At 73.1% G+C, this 16,549-nt stretch carries 16 protein-coding genes; 6 read left to right on the top strand and 10 right to left on the bottom strand.

All coding sequences use genetic code 11. The features are described 5' to 3' along the window. The first annotated feature begins 110 nt into the window (after positions 1 to 110). On the top strand, positions 111 to 575 hold the full coding sequence (locus ASH01_RS07740; RefSeq protein WP_028785748.1) for an RrF2 family transcriptional regulator: 465 nt from the start codon (positions 111 to 113) through the stop codon (positions 573 to 575). Between the two features lie 81 nt (positions 576 to 656). Here ASH01_RS07740 and ASH01_RS07745 read toward each other — a convergent pair whose 3' ends face one another. The 8 genes from ASH01_RS07745 to ASH01_RS07780 all read right to left on the bottom strand — a co-directional run bounded on the left by ASH01_RS07745 (position 657) and on the right by ASH01_RS07780 (position 7,292). Further along, positions 657 to 1,037, bottom strand: coding sequence for an Rv3654c family TadE-like protein (locus ASH01_RS07745; protein ID WP_056773858.1), 381 nt, complete (start codon positions 1,035 to 1,037; stop codon positions 657 to 659). Next, on the bottom strand, positions 1,034 to 1,357 hold the full coding sequence (locus ASH01_RS07750) for a TadE family type IV pilus minor pilin (RefSeq protein WP_056773860.1): 324 nt from the start codon (positions 1,355 to 1,357) through the stop codon (positions 1,034 to 1,036). Before ASH01_RS07750 ends, ASH01_RS07745 begins: the two co-directional genes overlap by 4 nt. Before the next feature lie 41 nt (positions 1,358 to 1,398). Then, positions 1,399 to 1,602 carry a DUF4244 domain-containing protein gene (locus ASH01_RS07755; protein ID WP_056773863.1) on the bottom strand — a complete coding sequence of 68 codons (204 nt, stop codon included), beginning with the start codon at positions 1,600 to 1,602 and terminating at the stop codon, positions 1,399 to 1,401. 74 nt (positions 1,603 to 1,676) lie between these two features. Further along, positions 1,677 to 2,507 (bottom strand): type II secretion system F family protein, encoded by an 831-nt coding sequence (locus ASH01_RS07760; protein ID WP_156415492.1) that lies wholly within the window; start codon positions 2,505 to 2,507, stop codon positions 1,677 to 1,679. Continuing rightward, positions 2,504 to 3,511 carry a type II secretion system F family protein gene (locus tag ASH01_RS07765; RefSeq protein WP_056773867.1) on the bottom strand — a complete coding sequence of 336 codons (1,008 nt, stop codon included), beginning with the start codon at positions 3,509 to 3,511 and terminating at the stop codon, positions 2,504 to 2,506. Before ASH01_RS07765 ends, ASH01_RS07760 begins: the two co-directional genes overlap by 4 nt. Further along, a complete protein-coding gene (locus tag ASH01_RS07770; RefSeq protein ID WP_082619594.1) occupies positions 3,508 to 4,848 on the bottom strand; it encodes a TadA family conjugal transfer-associated ATPase in 1,341 nt (446 codons plus the stop codon). Before ASH01_RS07770 ends, ASH01_RS07765 begins: the two co-directional genes overlap by 4 nt. After that, the gene (locus tag ASH01_RS07775) at positions 4,845 to 5,633 is read right to left on the bottom strand and encodes a hypothetical protein (RefSeq protein ID WP_056773871.1); all 789 of its coding nucleotides are present in this window, start codon (positions 5,631 to 5,633) and stop codon (positions 4,845 to 4,847) included. Before ASH01_RS07775 ends, ASH01_RS07770 begins: the two co-directional genes overlap by 4 nt. Before the next feature lie 702 nt (positions 5,634 to 6,335). Then, the gene (locus ASH01_RS07780; protein WP_082619595.1) at positions 6,336 to 7,292 is read right to left on the bottom strand and encodes a Fic family protein; all 957 of its coding nucleotides are present in this window, start codon (positions 7,290 to 7,292) and stop codon (positions 6,336 to 6,338) included. A gap of 53 nt (positions 7,293 to 7,345) precedes the next feature. On the opposite strand from ASH01_RS07780, the gene ASH01_RS07785 reads away from it, so the two are divergent. From ASH01_RS07785 to ASH01_RS07795, 3 genes are all read left to right on the top strand, one after another. Then, positions 7,346 to 8,275, top strand: coding sequence for a hypothetical protein (locus tag ASH01_RS07785; protein ID WP_056773874.1), 930 nt, complete (start codon positions 7,346 to 7,348; stop codon positions 8,273 to 8,275). A 162-nt stretch (positions 8,276 to 8,437) separates the two neighbouring features. Further along, positions 8,438 to 9,598: a tryptophan--tRNA ligase gene (trpS, locus tag ASH01_RS07790; protein ID WP_082619596.1), complete on the top strand. Its 1,161-nt coding sequence runs from the start codon at positions 8,438 to 8,440 to the stop codon at positions 9,596 to 9,598. Between the two features lie 51 nt (positions 9,599 to 9,649). Further along, complete coding sequence (locus ASH01_RS07795) at positions 9,650 to 10,192, top strand: nucleotidyltransferase domain-containing protein (RefSeq protein WP_056773878.1); 543 nt, start codon at positions 9,650 to 9,652, stop codon at positions 10,190 to 10,192. Here the strand turns inward: ASH01_RS07795 and ASH01_RS07800 are convergent. After that, positions 10,156 to 11,019, bottom strand: coding sequence for a lysophospholipid acyltransferase family protein (locus tag ASH01_RS07800; RefSeq protein ID WP_082619597.1), 864 nt, complete (start codon positions 11,017 to 11,019; stop codon positions 10,156 to 10,158). The genes ASH01_RS07795 and ASH01_RS07800 overlap by 37 nt on opposite strands. A 189-nt stretch (positions 11,020 to 11,208) precedes the next feature. Here ASH01_RS07800 and ASH01_RS07805 point away from each other — a divergent pair, with 189 nt between their 5' ends. Beyond that, a complete protein-coding gene (locus ASH01_RS07805) occupies positions 11,209 to 12,261 on the top strand; it encodes a hypothetical protein (protein WP_056773880.1) in 1,053 nt (350 codons plus the stop codon). Positions 12,262 to 12,362: 101 nt separating this feature from the next. On the opposite strand, the gene ASH01_RS07810 is transcribed toward ASH01_RS07805, so the two are convergent. Further along, the gene (locus ASH01_RS07810; RefSeq protein WP_056773883.1) at positions 12,363 to 14,027 is read right to left on the bottom strand and encodes an alkaline phosphatase D family protein; all 1,665 of its coding nucleotides are present in this window, start codon (positions 14,025 to 14,027) and stop codon (positions 12,363 to 12,365) included. 299 nt (positions 14,028 to 14,326) lie between these two features. Here ASH01_RS07810 and acs point away from each other — a divergent pair, with 299 nt between their 5' ends. Beyond that, the gene (acs, locus tag ASH01_RS07815) at positions 14,327 to 16,312 is read left to right on the top strand and encodes an acetate--CoA ligase (RefSeq protein ID WP_056773887.1); all 1,986 of its coding nucleotides are present in this window, start codon (positions 14,327 to 14,329) and stop codon (positions 16,310 to 16,312) included. Positions 16,313 to 16,549: the final 237 nt, after the last annotated feature.

A 16,549-nucleotide genomic window follows, 5' to 3' on the forward strand; every position in this document is an offset into this window, starting at 1 on the left:
TGGTCACGTCCTCACTTCTTGTCGTCCCGCCGCGGTCCCGGACATCGGCGCCACGTCGCCGGTGGGCCCGATTGGCGCGGAGGTCACCGCGGGTGCGGCAGACTGCATGGGTGGACATCTCGGCACGAGTCGACTACGCGGTCCGCGCGATGCTCATCCTCGCCGAGTCGGACGCGGAGGGCTCGGGCCCGATCAGCATCGACAGCCTCTCGACCCGGCAGGAGCTGCCGCGCAAGTTCCTCGAGGCGATCTTCGCCGACCTGCGCCGCGGCAACCTCGTCCTGAGCCGTCGCGGTGCCCGCGGCGGCTACGTGCTCGGGCGGCCGCGTGGGGAGATCAGCGTCGGCGACATCTTCCGCGCCGTCGACGGTCCGCTCGCCGAGGTGCGCGGACTGCGACCGCACGAGACGGAGTACCAAGGTGTCGCCACCCACCTGCCGAGCCTCTGGGTGGCGGTCCGTGCGAGCCTGCGCGAGGTGCTCGACGACACCTCCCTCGAGGACCTCCGCACCGGCGACCTGCCGGACCGGGTGCGTCAGCTGCTCACAGCCCCGGACGCCTGGCAGAACCGCTGACGTCCGACCGTCACTGTTCGACCGTCACTGTTCGGCAGTCAGTGCTCTGCCGTCATCGTGCCGGACGTCAGCCCCCAACCGTCAGCGTTGGGGACCCGCACGGGCGCGGGCCGTGGCAGGCTCGGGCCACAGCCGGGCCCGGACAGTGACGCGCAGCTCGACGTCTGCCCCCATCGACGAACACGACTGTGTCGCAGCACCGTTCGCGCGATCCACCTGGTGCGCCACCGCGCACGCCTGAGCCGAGTCCGCACCGTCCTGCATCGCCGATGCGGCGGCCAGGGAGCCGAGGTCGGCGGCCACCCGAGCCCGGTGGCTGGCGACCACCACGGAGGCCACCACGAGACCGCCCATGGTGAGGACCAGCACCACGGCCACGACCGACAGCGCGAGGACGCTCGCCGCGCCACGCTCGCCCTGGGGACGTGTCGGCCCGACCCGCACGATCGGCACGGTCGTCATGACGGCGACTCGACGGGTGTCACGGCTGAGGCGCTGAGCTCCCAGCCGGGCAGCAGCCCCCAGCCGCCGGTGCGGGCCGAGACGACGACCCGGACTCCCCCACCGACGCCGGAGACCTGCACGCGAGCGCCCGTGGGCGCCGTCTCGACGGCGAGGTCACGGACCCGCGCCGGGTCGTCGCCACGGGCCGCCGCTCGTGCGGCGACCCGGGCAGCGTCGACGCACCGGATCTGGTCGACGGCGGCGTTGACCGCGACGAGACAGAAGCCGAGGAGGAGCACGACCGACGGGATGGCGACGGCGAGCTCCGCCGTCACCATCCCGCGCTCCCGACCCGGTGCGGGTCGAGGGCGTCGCGACCTCACCCCGCGATCCCCAGGGCGCTCTGGACGATGCCTGCCAGGGCTCCGCGCACCGCGTCGGACTTGACGACTCCGAGCAGCACGAGCGCGAAGGTGCAGGCCGCCATGATGCCGACGGCGTACTCCGCCGTCGTCATCCCGCGGTCGCGGCGTCCGGAGGTCACCCGGCGACGCGTGAGTCGTCGGATCAGCTGATGGGTCATGGGTTCTCCTCTCCTCGCCCGGGCGGGGTGCCCGGGACGCTGGGTCCCCTGGGGGAGGGGTGCTCGGTGCCACGTCAGACCGCCAGCAGGTCGCCCGCGAGGGCGATGACGAGCGGCGCCACCGTGGTCAGGCAGAACGCCGGGAGCAGCACGAGGCCGAGCGGGGCGACGAGGCGGACGCCGACCTTGGCCGCCGAGACCTCGAGGCGTTCGAGCTCAGCGGAGTGCAGGTCGTCCGAGGCAGCGAGCAACATCGCTCCGGGCGGCACGCCTGCCTGGTGGGCGATGGCCACCGCGCGTGCGGCCGGCGACCACGTGGGCCCGACGGAGGCCCAGGCATCGGCCTCCGTCGCTCCCCACCTCAGGGCAGCCGCGACCTGCCGCAGGTCCGTTGACGCGCGCCCGGGCAGCCCGGTGGCCACCGCCTCGAGCACGTCCCACGTGGGCAGGCCCGACCGGTACGCCAGGGCGAGCAGAGCGAGGGCAGAGGACACCTCGGCGTCGGTGGCCCGCCTCCCGTCGTCCTTCGTGCTGCCGGACGGGGGCGGCACAGCGCCGCCACGGTGCGCGGCTGGGGAGCGGTCCATCGAGCCGATGCCGTGGGTCGAACCGGTCGGGTGGGTCGAACCGGTCGGGCGGCTTGCCTTGGTCGAACCGGTGGGATCTGTCGAGCGGGCCGGGTCTGTCGGACTCGACCCGACGGCGATGCTCGGCGTCTCGTGGCCGGCGCCGACGACCGGGTGACCGCGACCGCCGAGCAGGACGAGCACCGCACCGGCAGCGAGGCCGGCTGCCATGACTCCGAGAAGACGCCCGCCGAGGACCACGTCGGTGAGGGCAACGGCTTCGGCGATCGCCTCGACGACGCCAGGATCGGCGGCAGGAGCAACGACGAGTGCGCTCATGGCCGCACCGCCCGACGGACCATCCGGGAGCACCAGACCCGACCGACCCAGACGAGAAGCACCCCGGCCACGACGGACACCGTCGCGATCGGAGACCCGAGGTAGAGCGTCGCCGGGTCGATGCCGCAGGCCAGCCCGAAGATCGGGCCCGTCAGCGGCAGGAGGGTAAGGACGGTGACCGTGGCCCGAGGCCCGGCCACGGCGACCGCGACCTTGCCCCGACGGGTGCGAGCGTCGAGGAGCCCACCCACCGCACGGTCGACCGCGGAGGCGAGCGGGGCGCCGGTGTTCTCGGACAGGCGCCAGGCAGCCGCGACGAGTGCCAGCTCAGCGGATGCGCTGCGGGCCGCCCATTCGGCCCAGACCGGCGAGGTCGGCTCGGCGCGGTGGCTCGCGTGGAGAAGGCTGCCGACGAGCCGGTCGATGTCGGCGGCCGGCCGGTCATCGCCGCGTGCGGTGCCGCCGGACGACCACGGTCGGCCGGGAGCCGAGAGGGAGGCCGCGTGCCGGCTGTTGCGCGCGCGGGACCGTTGGTCCTGTCGGGCATGGTCCTGTCGGGCATGGGCCTGTCGGGCCAGCTGGACCCGCTCGGCACCGAGCGTCGAGGTGGCCGCGAGCTCGATGGCGCGGCTCGGCGTCAGGCCCGCCCCGAGGGCCGGACCGATGCCGCGCAGCAGGTCGAGGACGTCGTCGACGAGCGCTCCCGGCCGTCGGCGAAGTCGCCAGCGCCGGTAGAGGTCGACCGGGTCCTGACGCCACAGGCTTGCTCCACCCTGGCCGGCTGCGAACCCGTCGGTTGCCGAGCCGAGTGCGGCGTGCCGCCCGGGCCCACCACCGTGCCCGCCGGCCAAGCCACCGGAGAGCCGGGCGCCCGCCTCACCTCCGGGAGACTCACCTCCCCAGAGGTCGACCGCGGTCGCCCGAGCGGACACCCCGCTCGGCCACAGGAGCACGGCCAGACCGAGCAGGAGCGCGGCCAGCGCCCCGACGGCACCGGCGTTCACGACGCCTCCGCGGCCGAGGCCGGGATCGGTGGCGCGGCCGGGGCCGTTGGCCGCGAGACCGGGTCCGGCGGCGGGGCCGATGCCGTTGGCCGCGAGACCGGGTCCGGCGGCGGGGCCGATGCCGTCTGCGGGGTCGAGGTCAGAGCCGGGGGCGCCATCACGGTCGGCCGAACGAGCTCCGACTCCAGCCCGAGCCGGCCGGCGAGCGCCGGCCACGCCGGACCGCATCGGGGCTCGTGACCGGGGCCGTCCCACTCGAGCGCGGGCACGATGCAGGGGTTGCCGTCGCGACGGAAGAGCGCCGCCACCGAGGCGACGCGCCGCCCTCCGTGGTCGCGCGTCACGTGCACGACGACGTCGATGGCAGCCGCCAGCTGGGCCCGGACCGCATCGGGCCCCAAGCTCGCCAGGGCACCGAGCGCCTCGAACCGGGCCACGACGTCGGCCGGGGCGTTGGCGTGGACCGTGCCGCACCCGCCCTCGTGGCCGGTGTTGAGCGCGGCCAGCAGCTCCCGCACCTCGGCCCCCCGGACCTCGCCGACGACGATCCGGTCGGGGCGCATGCGCAGCGCCTGCCGCACGAGCGTCGTCAACGTGACCTCGCCGGCGCCCTCGACGTTGGCCGGTCGGGCCTCGAGCCGGACGAGGTGAGGGTGGTCGACCGTCAGCTCGCGCACGTCCTCGACGACGAGCAGCCGCTCCACCGGGTCGCTGCAGCCGAGCAGTGCCGCCAGGAGGGTGGTCTTGCCGGCTCCCGTGCCGCCCGAGACGACGAACGCGAGCCGCCGGGCGACCACGGCGCGCAGCACGGGCTCCCACTCCGGGGGCATCATCGCGCGWCCGCAGAGCTCGGTCAGGGAGACCGGCTCCCCGGGCGGCACCCGGATCGTGATGTGCGGGCCACCGTCGACGAGCGGCGGCAGCATCGCGTGGAGCCGAGCGCCGGACGGGAGCTGCCCGTCGACCCAGGGACTGGCCTCGTCGAGGCGGCGCCCCGCGATGCCGGCCAGGCGAACGGCAAGACCTCGGGCGTCGTCGGAATCGAGCCGCTCGCCCACCCACTCCATGCCGTGCCCACGGTCGACCCAGATGCGTCCGTCGCCGTTGACGGCGATGTCGGTGACGCCCGGCTCGGCGAGCCAGGGGTCGAGCGGTCCGGCGCCGAGCACCCGCGAGGCCAGCGCCGACCGGGTCTCGGCGACACGGTGGGCTCCGAGCGCACCACGCTCCTGGGTGGCCACCTCGGCCACCGCCGCGCCGTCGGGACCGATGCCGTCGCGGACGCGCTGCCACACCGCCGGCGTGAGCGAGCCGCCGGGCCGTGGCTGGACGCTCATGCGGCGACCGCCTGGTCGGTGAGCCGCAGCAGCAGCTCGTCAGCGGCACGCACGACTTCGCCGCGTCCCCGAGCGCCCGGCGGCAGTCCTTCGGCCACCTCGGAGACGAGGCGCCGGTCGTCGCCGACCGTGGCCACGAGCGGCACGTCGAGGCCGTCCATGACGAGGTCCTCGAGGTCGGGCTCGGTGTGGGCACCGCGCAGGACGACCCACGGCTCGATCGGCAGGAGGGGCTGGGCCTCCCACGCCCGCCCGGCGTCACGCAGACCGCGGAGCAGGCCGCGCACGCCGGACACGACGGAGGCAGTGGCCGCGAGCTGCGGCACCTGGGTGCCGGACACGACGACGACCGCGTCGACGAGCAGCCCGACGCGGGCCAGCACGGACGGGTCTCGGGACAGGTCGAGAACCGTCAGGTCGTGCGCGTCGGCCAGGCCGGCCACGACGTCGGGCAGGCTCTGCGCCCACCCGTCGTCGGTGTCGTCGAGCGGACCCACCCACCCGGAGCCGCCGCTCCCCGAGAGCACGGGCACCCCGCACGAGACCGGGAGCTCGTCGGCGAGCCCTAGCCCGTCCACGACGCCCGCCACGTCGGCCAGCTCCGGCCAGCGCCACCCCGGCTCCTGCTCGAGGCCGAAGACGACGTCGAGAGACCCTGAGACGCGGTCGAGGTCGACGGCCACGACCGAGCGCCCGGCCGCGGCGGCGCGCACGGCGACCGCAGCCGCGAGGGTCGAGGACCCGACCCCACCAGAGGCCGGCACGAAGGCGATGACGTTTCCCATGCGCCCACCGTCACGCACGGGACGGAGCCGGCCCAGCGGCATACGCAAGCCGGTGGATACCCGGCCCTGCGCCCGAGGGGATGTGGACAAGCCGACCCAGCCGCACGCGCCCGAAGGCAACCGGCCCGGAAAATAGTGGTGGCCTTCGTCCGGGGGAAGACGAAGGCCACCTCACGAGACTGGCACCGGGGGGGAGGGGCCAGATCGCGTCGGTGCTCGACCCATGAGGGGAGCACCACCAACAATGCTGGACGCTAGTCCTTCGGATTGCAAACCGAGAAGTCACGACACGCGGTGATTTCTCGCGATTTGTCACGACACGACAGAAACGTTCAACTCCGAAGGCGCCGACAGATCTTCCCACACAAGGCGGAGGCCCCCCGACCAACGGTCGGAGGGCCTCCAGAGAAGCTCCGGGCTACCAGGCGTGCATTCTCGATAGTGTCGCCCCGGTTGTGCGCCCGGGGGTGGACTGTTCCAAGGGAACTGCTCTCGCGTGGGTACTCGGCCTCTTCTCGAGACATCTGTTCTGCGTGGATCCGGATCTACGCCTCTCGGCGATGTGGTTCCTGACTCCGTTCTACTCCACGCCGTCGGCGTGGCGACACCCCCCTCGTCGCCGCGGCGGCAAGAAACTGTCCACCCCGGTGGACATCCCGCACGAATCGCCGCTCCCGGCCTGTCAGCCAGGGCTCAGATGACTCAGGTGAGTCGTCCCGCCCGCACCGCGTCGCTGATCCGCTCCCCCTCCGCGGCCCCGCGGACCATCGCTTCTCCTGCCTGGGCGAGCCAGAGGCCGACGCCTGCGGCGCCACCCTGGGCGTATGCCGTGAGCGCACCGAGGTAGGCCGGCCCACCGTTCGCCACGTGGCCGGCTTCGGGGACGGCGACTCCGGTCGGGTCGAGCCCCAGGGCCTGGACGAGCGCGCGCTCCATGGCCCGGGCCACGAGCCCGTTGCCGTGGACGAAAGGGCGGATCGCGGCGATCTCGGCGTGCACGAGGGCCGCCACGACGGACGCCGGGACGCGGTTGCTGCCGGCCGCGGCGACGACGACGTCGGAGAGCGAGGCGAGGCGTGCGGCGACGACGGTCGGTGGCGGGGCCGGCCCGAGGTCGACGAGCTCGGTGCATCCCTCGTCACCGATGCGCGGACGGCCGAGGGCGTCACCGCTCACGACCGGCGACGCGGCGGCGACGTGGAGCCGAGCCAGCGCCTGGAGGGGCGCGGTACGCACGAGCGCGACGACGCGCTCGCTCTCTGCCGTGGCCGAGACGGCGCCCTTGAGGGTGCGCAGACCGGGGTCGAGGTCGTCGGGCCAGTCGCGCGCGCCGCTCATCAGCTCGCGCACGACCTCGACGGGGAACTCGGCACCGTCGAGGGCCGCACTCGCCTGGGCACCCCGCACCCGGGACTCGGCCGATGCCTCCGGGATGCGTCGGCGCAGGGCCTCGTGGAAGCGGAGCCTCGTGCAGGCGTCCCGGGCTGCGTCGGCGCGGGCGCGCACGTCGGGCAGGTCGGTCAGCGCCGCGAGCTGGTCGAGCAGCACGCTCTGCTGGGAGGACGGGCTGGAGGTCGTGCTCGAGGGGGTCGCGCCCGGGGTCGGGCGGCTCGAGGTGGGGAGGCTCGAGGTCGGGCGGCTCGGGATCGGGTCTGGCACGCCTGTCAGCCTAGATCTGTCGAGGGGCCGACCCTGCCTGTCACGATGAGACGGTGGCCACTCCCCCCGTCATCGACTGGCTGCTCGCCGGCGACGTGGCCGCGGCCTACGTCACGACGCGCGACCTGCTCGGGCGCGAGGACCCGGGCCTCCAGGCCCGCATCGCCACGGAGGGTGTCGGCGCAGCGCTGCTCGCCGCGCGGGCACCCGACGGGCACTGGGGTCGAGGGTTCTACCGGCCGAAGTGGACGTCGAGCCACTACACGCTGCTCCAGCTCGGGCAGATCGGCCTGGCCCCGCAGAACGCGGAGGCCCGGGAGACGGTGGGGCTCATCCTCGACGGCTGCAAGGCCGACGACGGCGGCGTCAGCCCGTCGCCGCCCGCCAAGCCGAGCGATGCCTGCATCAACGGCATGGCGTTGGGCTACGCGAGCTGGTTCGGCGCGTCCGAGGACGAGCTGCGCAGCGTCGTCGACCTGCTGCTGCGCGAGGTCGTGGCGGACGGGGGCTTCAACTGTCGGCACAACCGTCCTGGTGTTCGAGTCACGCACTCGTCCGTGCACACGACCGTGTGCGTCATCGAGGGCATCACCGCCTACCTCAGCGCCGGGGCCGCCTACCGCGCCGACGAGCTGGAGCGGGCCCGGTCGTCGGCCGCCGAGTTCCTCCTGCGTCACCGGCTCCTGCGCAGCGAGCGCACCGGCGAGGTGATCCGTGCCGAGTTCACGGGTCTGCACTACCCGGCCCGGTGGCACTACGACATCCTTCGTGGCCTGGATTCCCTTGCAGCTGCAGGCATCCCGCGCGACGAGCGGATGGACGAGTCGCTGTCGATCATCCACGCTCGGCGCCGGGCCGACGGCCGCTGGACACCGAGCCGCGCCTACCCCGGCCTGACCCACGTGCCCAACGAGCGGGTGGGTGCGCCGAGCCCGTGGGTCACCCTGATCGCCGAGCGCGTGCTCCTCGCGTATCCTGACTGACATGAGTTCGACCGTCGCACCGACCCGCGCGTGGTGGCTGCCCAGCTGAGGCGGCCCGTCGAACCAACCCGAGATCCGGAGCCGCCCACGGGCGGCTCCTCGCATGTCCACGACGTGCGGCGAGGTCTCTCCCGTGGGCCACCCACCACACCAGGAGAGACCATGACCAGCACCATCACCAGCAGCACGACCCGCTCCGCCACACCGCCTGCCCCCGGCGACGCCGACGAGAGGGCGACGTATGCCGTGGCCCTGGAGCGCAGCGCCGTCCTCGACGCGCTCATCGACGAGCACGCCACCGATGCCGCCAAGGACGCCGAGGACGCCGAGGACGCCGCACGTTTCCGGATGCTGACCGGCGACCGTCCCACCGGTCCGCTTCACATCGGCCACTACCTGGCGAGCCTGCGCAACCGGGTCCGACTGCAGGAGAAGGGGGTCGAGACGTTCGTCGTCATCGCCGACTACCAGGTCATCACCGACCGCGACTCGGTCGGCGAGATCGGTGCCAACGTCCAGGGGCTCGTGCTCGACTACCTCGCCGCCGGCCTCGACCCGGCTCGGACGACGATCTTCACCCACAGCGCGGTGCCGGCCCTCAACCAGCTCATGCTGCCGTTCCTGTCCCTCGTCACCGACGCGGAGCTGCGCCGCAACCCGACGGTCAAGGACGAGCTCGCCCTGTCCGACGGACGGCCGCTGTCGGGCCTGCTGCTCACCTACCCGGTGCACCAGGCAGCCGACATCCTCTTCTGCCACAGCCGGATCGTGCCGGTCGGCCGGGACCAGCTGCCGCACCTCGAGCAGACCCGAGCCATCGCGCGCCGTTTCAACCAGAGGTATGCCGCGGGGCACAGCGTCTTCGCCGAGCCCGAGGCCCTGCTCAGCGAGGTCCCACTGCTGCTCGGGACGGACGGCACGAAGATGAGCAAGAGCAAGGGCAACGTCATCAACCTGCGCGACAGCGCCGACGAGACGGCCGCCCGGGTGCGGGCCGCGCGGACCGACTCGGAGCGACGGATCACGTTCGACCCCAAGGGCCGTCCTGCCGTGGCGAACCTGCTGACGATCGCGGGACTGTTCCTCGACGAGGCACCGGAGGCGGTGGCCGAGCGGGTCGGCGACGGCGGCGCCCAGGCCCTCAAGCGCGTCGTCACCGATGCGGTCAACGAGTCCCTTGCCGGGCACCGGGCGCGGCGGGCCGACCTCGCCCGCGACCCGGCATACGTCACCTCGGTGCTCCACGAGGGGAACGCGCGCGCCAACGAGGTGGCCGAGCGGACGCTGGCGACCGTGCGGGCGGTGATGGGGATGAGCTACTGAGACCCGCGAAACCACATCGCGTGCCCGGCCCCGACGGCCCTAGCCTGAGCCATGGAGAACGACACGCAGCCGGGCGATCTCGCCGGCGCGACACCGCAGGAGCAGCTCGCGGCGATCGCCGATGTGGGCCGGCTCCTCGACGGTGCCGGTGTGCAGCACTGGCTCTTCGGGGGTTGGGGTGTCGACTTCTGGGTGGGCCGCGTCACGCGTCCACATGACGACGTCGACCTGGCCGTCCGGCGCGACGACGGCTCCGCGCTGCACGCTGCCCTCGTCGGAAACGGTTGGCTGCACACGCCGTTCGAGGACGAGGTCGTGGGCACGCGCTACGTGCGTGCCGGGGTGCTGCTCGAGCTGACCTTCGTGGTCGACGAGGGCGGGAGGGTCGTCATCCCGTTCGAGCCCGAGGCCGCCGTGTGGTCCGAGCAGCCGTTCGGGGACGCACGGCAGACACTCGACGGGGTCACGGCGCGGGTCCCGGCTCTCGAGATCATGGTTCGCGACAAGAGGCGGCCCCGCGTCGACGACGAGCACGACGAGGCCAAGGACCGAGCGGACTACGAGGCGCTCTCACGGATCGACGGGGGCGCCTGAGCGCCACCCGTCGTGACTCGACTGCGCCGGATGCGACGCAGGCGGGCGCGCTTGCGGGAGCGCTGGATCCGCGCCTCGGCTGCGAGGTCCGCCTGGCGCATACCCTCCTCGTCGAGGCGCAGACCCTCCTCGGGGCCCGGCGCCGTGCCCCCGCGGGAGGCGGGGATCCACCAGCGGTCGGCGTCGTCCTTCGGCTGGTCGGGATAGGCGTCCATCGCCTCGGTGAGCACGACCTGCAGGCGGTCCCGCAGCTGCTCCGAGACGGCATACGGCTCGGCGTCGGGCGCGGGACTCAGCGGCTCGCCCACGACGATCGTGACGGCCGTGCCCCGGCGGAGGCTGAACCGACCACCCACGGTGAGGATCCGCTGGCTGCCCCAGACGGCCACCGGGATGAGCGGCACCTGGCACCACGTCGCGACCGCGGCCGCGCCGGGACGAAACGGCCGCAGCTGCCACGAGTGCGAGATCGTCGCCTCGGGGAAGAGACCGACGACCTCACCGGCCCGGGCCCTCGCGACGGCGTGGCGCAGCGAGACCTCACCGTGTGCGCGATCGACGGCCACGTGCCCCATCGCCCGCATCGCGGCGCCGACGACCGGTGGTGTGAAGACGCCCTGCTTGGCGAGGAAGCGGACGAAGCGACCCCGCTGTCGTCCGACGAGGCCGACGAACAGGAAGTCGAGGAAGCCCACGTGGTTGGCGGCGAGCACCGCGCCACCCTCGCGCGGCAGGTGCTCGGCGCCCCGTACGTCGATGCGCAGCCCGAGCGCCGCGAAGACGCCGAGGGCAGCGCGGATGACGAGGCGATAGGTCCGGTCGGTCACACCCCATCTTCGTCGCAGGACCGCCGATCGGATGGGCAGCGACACGTCGGCGGCGCCGCGTTCGGGCGCGGCAGCCGAGCCCTCGGGCCGGTCGCAGCGGACCGGCGTATCACCCGGTCGCGCCGGGCCGTCTGTCCCGATGGAAGGCGGCACCGGCCGCCTCCGCGGGGACCATCTGGGAGGACCGACATGGCACAGGCGTCGGTGGGACTGGCGGTGACGCCTGCCGCGCAGCGCGGGTCGTCGTGGCGCCCGGCCCTGCTCTGGGTGCAGGACCACGTGACCGGGCGCGACCGTGAGCTCGCCCGGTTGGACTGGCAGATCGAGAGCGTCCGGGCGCGCTTGGCGGGACAGCCCTGGCGGGCCTCCGAGGCGTGGGAGGGCCGGGACGACGCCCGGGACCGCCCGGACCCGCAGGACGAGGTGCTCCTGCTCCTCGACAAGGCAGCCGTCGCGCGCGAGCAGCACGACGCCGGCAAGGGGTGGGCCCTGGTCAGCCGGGCCGAGGAGCTCGAGGTCTCGTTCCTCGGGCGTCACCAGCTCGAGGCCGCCCGGCACAGCCTCCGGTGCGAGATCGCGCTCGACGAGGAAGCCGGCTGGTGGCGTGAGGCCGCGCTCGACCTGTTGCGCCGGATGTCGGCCGGACCTACGGGCCCTACGGGCACCGCGGGCTCCACGGGCTCCACGGGCACGGCGGCGACGGGTGCCAATGACCCGGGTGCGGAGCCTCCCGCCCGCCGGGCGACACCGTCGGACCTTCGGGCGGACCGGGAGTACCTGCGCGAGGCGCGGCGGATCCGCAACGACCTCAACAGCAGCCGCTACACCGCGATGGAGGCCAACACGGCCCAGCGCATCTGGCTGTCGGTGATCCTCCTCGGGCTGCTCGCCGTCGCCGGCTGGCTCATCTGGGCCCACCTGAGCACCCGGTCGCCCGCGCTCGACACGCCGTGGCTCGCCTCGTCGGCGGCCGTCGCCGGGACCATCGGCGCCGTGACGAGCGCGATGCAGCGCCTGTGCGCCCGCCCGCGGGCCCAGCCTCCGTCGCACCTCGGGTCGCTGACCACCGCCGTCGTGCACGCCCTGATCGGCTCGGTGGCGGCGCTGACCTTCTACTTCGCGGCGGCCGGTGGCCTCATCACCCTCCCCGGTGCGCACGCCGACCTGCTCATCGTGCTCGGCGCCTTCGGGTCCGGGTTCCCCGAGCGGCTCGTCGTCTACGTGCCGCGGAACAAGTCCTGAGCGGGTACGGTCCCGGCACGGGCCGGGACCGCTCCCGACCTGGGTGAGGCGCCGGGTGTGGCGGCGGGGCCACCTGACGGGCCACCCGACGGGGTGGGCGCTCAGGCGCTGCCGTGGGTCTCCTCGCGGATCGTGTCGGCGACGATCTGCTCCTGACTCGGGGTCGAGCGCCGCAGGGTCGTCGTCGGCAGCGGGTGGTCGGCGGTCTGCCGCAAGCCGCGGATGCCGTCGTCGATGACGAACTCCGCGCGGGTGAACGCCTCCGCGCCGGGTGTCGTCACGACCGGCACGCACCGGAAGCGCGCCGTCAGCTCGGACGGGGTGATCGTCGTCGAGACGTAGCCGCGCAGGTTGGTCCAGAAGCGCAGGTTGGGGTTCCACGTGGCCCACGGGTGCTGGCCGGTCGGGCTGTCGTAGCCGTTGCCGCCCGACGTGATCGAGCTCGTGATGAGCTCCGATCCGACGACCTCGCCGGGCTGGTCCCAGTCGAGGTAGAGGTCCGAGGCCCAGTGGGCGTGCACGTCGCCGGTCAGCACGACGGGGTTGCGCACGCCGGCATCGAGCCAGCCCTGGGTGACCCGCCGACGCGACGCGCGGTAGCCGTCCCACGCGTCCATCGACACGGTCGTCCGCGCCGTCGCGTCGTTGTCGCGCTGCCCGAAGAAGACCTGCTGGCCGAGCAGGTCCCACCGCGCCTCCGACTGCCGGAAGCCGTCGAGCAGCCACTGCTCCTGCTCCATCCCGGGCAGCGAGCGCGTCGGGTCGTCCGCCGCGGGACAGTCCTTGTAGCCGTCGCCGCAGGCCTGGTCGGAGCGGTACTGGCGCGTGTCGAGCATGTGGAAGTTCGCGAGCCGACCCCACCGGACGCGGCGGTAGAGGTCGAGGTTCGGGCCGTCCGGCACCGACGAGCGGCGCAGCGGCATGTTCTCGTAGTACGCGCGGTAGGCCGCGGCCCGGCGCTGGAGGAACGTCGGCGTCTCGGCGACCTTCTCGGGGACGTCCCCGGCGTAGTTGTTGTCGACCTCGTGGTCGTCCCAGACGGCGAGCCACGGCGCAGCGGCGTGCGCAGCCTGGAGGTCGGGGTCGCTCTTGTACTGCGCGTAGCGCTGCCGGTAGCCGGCGAGCGTCGTCGTCTCCGGGCCGGCATGGTTGCGGCCGACGCCGTTGCCGCCGCCCTCGTACTGGTAGTCGCCGAGGTGCAGGATGACGTCCGGCCGCTCCTCCGCGAGGCGCCCGTAGGCCGTGAAGTAGCCCGCGGGGAAGTTCGAGCACGAGACGAACGCCATGGCGAGCGCCGACGGGGTCTCCCACGGGTTCGGCGCGGTGACCGCCCGACCGGGCTCGGAGAGGTGCTTGCCCAGACGGAAGCGGTAGAAGTACTCCCGGCCCGGTCGGAGGCCGTGGACCTCGACGTGCACGGAGTGGGCCCAACCGGGCTGTGCCGCAACCGATCCCGCCTTGACGACGTCGGCGAATCGGTCGTCCGACGCGACCTGCCAGTTCAGCTGGTAGGTCGCGCACGGCATACCACCGAGTCCGTCGGCGGCGAGCGGGTCGAGGGCGAGGCGCGTCCAGAGGACGAAGCCGTCGGGCTCGGGGTCGCCGCTGGCGACGCCGAGGGTGAAGGGGTTGGCGGCCGGGACGACGGCCGCCGCGCTGGGACGGCTGTCGAGGACGACGCCGGCCCCGGCGAGGGCGACGGTCCCGGTGGCGAGGCCACCACGGAGAAGGGTTCGGCGAGAGGGCAGCTGGTGAGTCGTGTCCATGTCGTCCACATTTGTGACTCCGCGGCCGCCGCAGCCCACCACGCGGAGAACCTCAGGTGAAGCGTTGGGGCCGGATGGCGTATGCCGTGGTCCCCCCGCGGGTGCCCATGGGCCCGACCGCTCGTCCTCGGACTCGGACCGCTCGGCGGGCTACTCGTCGGTAGCGATGAGACCCGGCTCACTCCGCCCTTGAAGCGCGAACTAGCCTGCGTTTGAGTTGTGCATCAACCACGTCGACCCCGCCGACACGTGCGCGGGCGGCGCGACCGCACCATCGTCGATGCGAAAGGGTGACACCAGTGAGCGAAGAGCCGCTCGAGAACCTCGTCCATGAGGGACTGACCTTCCCGCCGCCGCCCGAGTTCGCCGCGCAGGCGAACGGCACGGCCGACCTCTACGACCAGGCGGCCGATGACCACGACGGCTTCTGGGCCGAGCAGGCCCGCACCTACCTGACGTGGAGCACGCCGTTCACGCAGTCGCTCGACTGGAGCAACCCGCCCTTCGCGAAGTGGTTCGCCGACGGCGAGCTCAACGCGTGCGTCAACGCCGTCGACCGCCACGTCGAGGCGGGGCGGGGCGACAAGGTCGCGATCCACTTCGTCGGTGAGCCCGAGGGCGACACCCGCGACATCACGTACGCCGACCTCCACGCCGAGGTGCAGCGCGCGGCCAACGCCCTCGCCGACCTCGGCGTCGGCAAGGGCGACACCGTCGCGATCTACCTGCCGATGATCCCCGAGGCCGCGGTCGCGATGCTTGCCTGTGCCCGACTCGGCGCCCCGCACTCCGTCGTCTTCGGCGGCTTCTCGGCCGAGGCCCTGCACTCGCGCATCGACGACGCCAAGGCGAAGGTCGTCATCACGTCCGACGGCGGCTACCGCCGCGGCGCCCCGTCGGCCCTCAAGCCCGCGGTCGACGCGGCTCTCGACCACGACGACACGTCGGTCGAGCACGTGCTAGTCGTCAAGCGCACCGGCCAGGACACCGCGTGGAACGACCGCGACGTCTGGTGGCACGAGGCCCTCGAGAAGGCCGCGCCGACCCATGAGGCGCAGCCCTTCGAGGCCGAGCACCCGCTCTTCATCCTCTACACGTCGGGCACGACCGGGAAGCCGAAGGGCATCTTCCACACGACCGGCGGCTACCTGACGCAGGCGGCCTACACGAACGCCGTCGTCCACGACGTCCACCGCGACACCGACGTCTACTGGTGCACCGCCGACATCGGCTGGGTCACCGGTCACTCCTACATCGTCTACGGGCCGCTCACCAACGGCGTCACGCAGGTGATGTACGAAGGCACCCCTGACACGCCGCACCAGGGGCGCTGGTGGGAGATCGTGCAGGACTACAAGGTCACGATCCTCTACACGGCTCCGACGGCCGTGCGCACCTTCATGAAGTGGGGCGCCGACATCCCGGCGAAGTTCGACATGAGCTCGCTGCGGCTGCTCGGGTCGGTCGGCGAGCCGATCAACCCCGAGGCGTGGCTCTGGTACCACAAGCACATCGGCGGGGGACGCGCCCCGATCGTCGACACGTGGTGGCAGACCGAGACCGGCGCCATCATGATCAGCCCGCTGCCCGGCGTCACGACCCTCGAGCCCGGCTCGGCGCAGAAGCCGATCCCCGGCATCAGCGCCGAGATCCTCGACGACGAGGGCAAGCCGTTCACGACGCCCGAGCAGGTCGGCTACCTCGTGCTGACGAAGCCGTGGCCGTCGATGCTGCGCGGCATCTGGGGCGACCCGGAGCGCTACAAGGAGACGTACTGGTCGCGGTTCGGCGAGAAGTACTACTTCGCCGGCGACGGCGCGAAGTACGACGCCGACGGCAACATCTGGCTGCTCGGCCGCGTCGACGACGTCATGAACGTCTCCGGCCACCGCCTCTCGACGGCCGAGATCGAGTCGGCCCTCGTGTCGCACCCGAAGGTCGCCGAGGCCGCGGTGGTCGGCGCCAACGACGAGACGACGGGCCAGGCCGTGTGCGCGTTCGTCATCCTGCGCCAGGAGTTCGTCGAGGAGGCCGACGAGGTGGGCGAGGGCAAGGACCTCGTTCAGGAGCTGCGCAACCACGTGGCCAAGGAGATCGGCCCGATCGCGAAGCCGCGCTCGATCATGATCGTCAGCGAGCTGCCCAAGACCCGCTCCGGCAAGATCATGCGGCGGCTCCTGCGTGACGTGGCCGAGGGTCGCGAGGTCGGCGACGTCACGACGCTCGCCGACAGCTCGGTGATGGAGCTCATCAAGACCGGTATGTCGACGGTCTCCTCCGACTAACCCATCGATCACCGGCGCCCAACCCGATGCCGATGCCGCCCACTCCCGCGCACCTGCGGGAGTGGGCGGCGTCGGCGTGAAGAGGCCCGAGAGGCCGTGTGCCTGTACCCTGCGGTGGCGTGGCCCCCCGGCTGTACCCGGCGCGCCACACCAGGGCCCGGTCGTCCGCCGCTGCGCCGGGTTCGAGCCCCCACCCCCACACAGCACCTCGTCCATGGAGTCCCGTGCGCCCCACTC

The organism is Terrabacter sp. Soil811, from assembly GCF_001429655.1.
GTDB lineage: Bacteria > Actinomycetota > Actinomycetes > Actinomycetales > Dermatophilaceae > Terrabacter.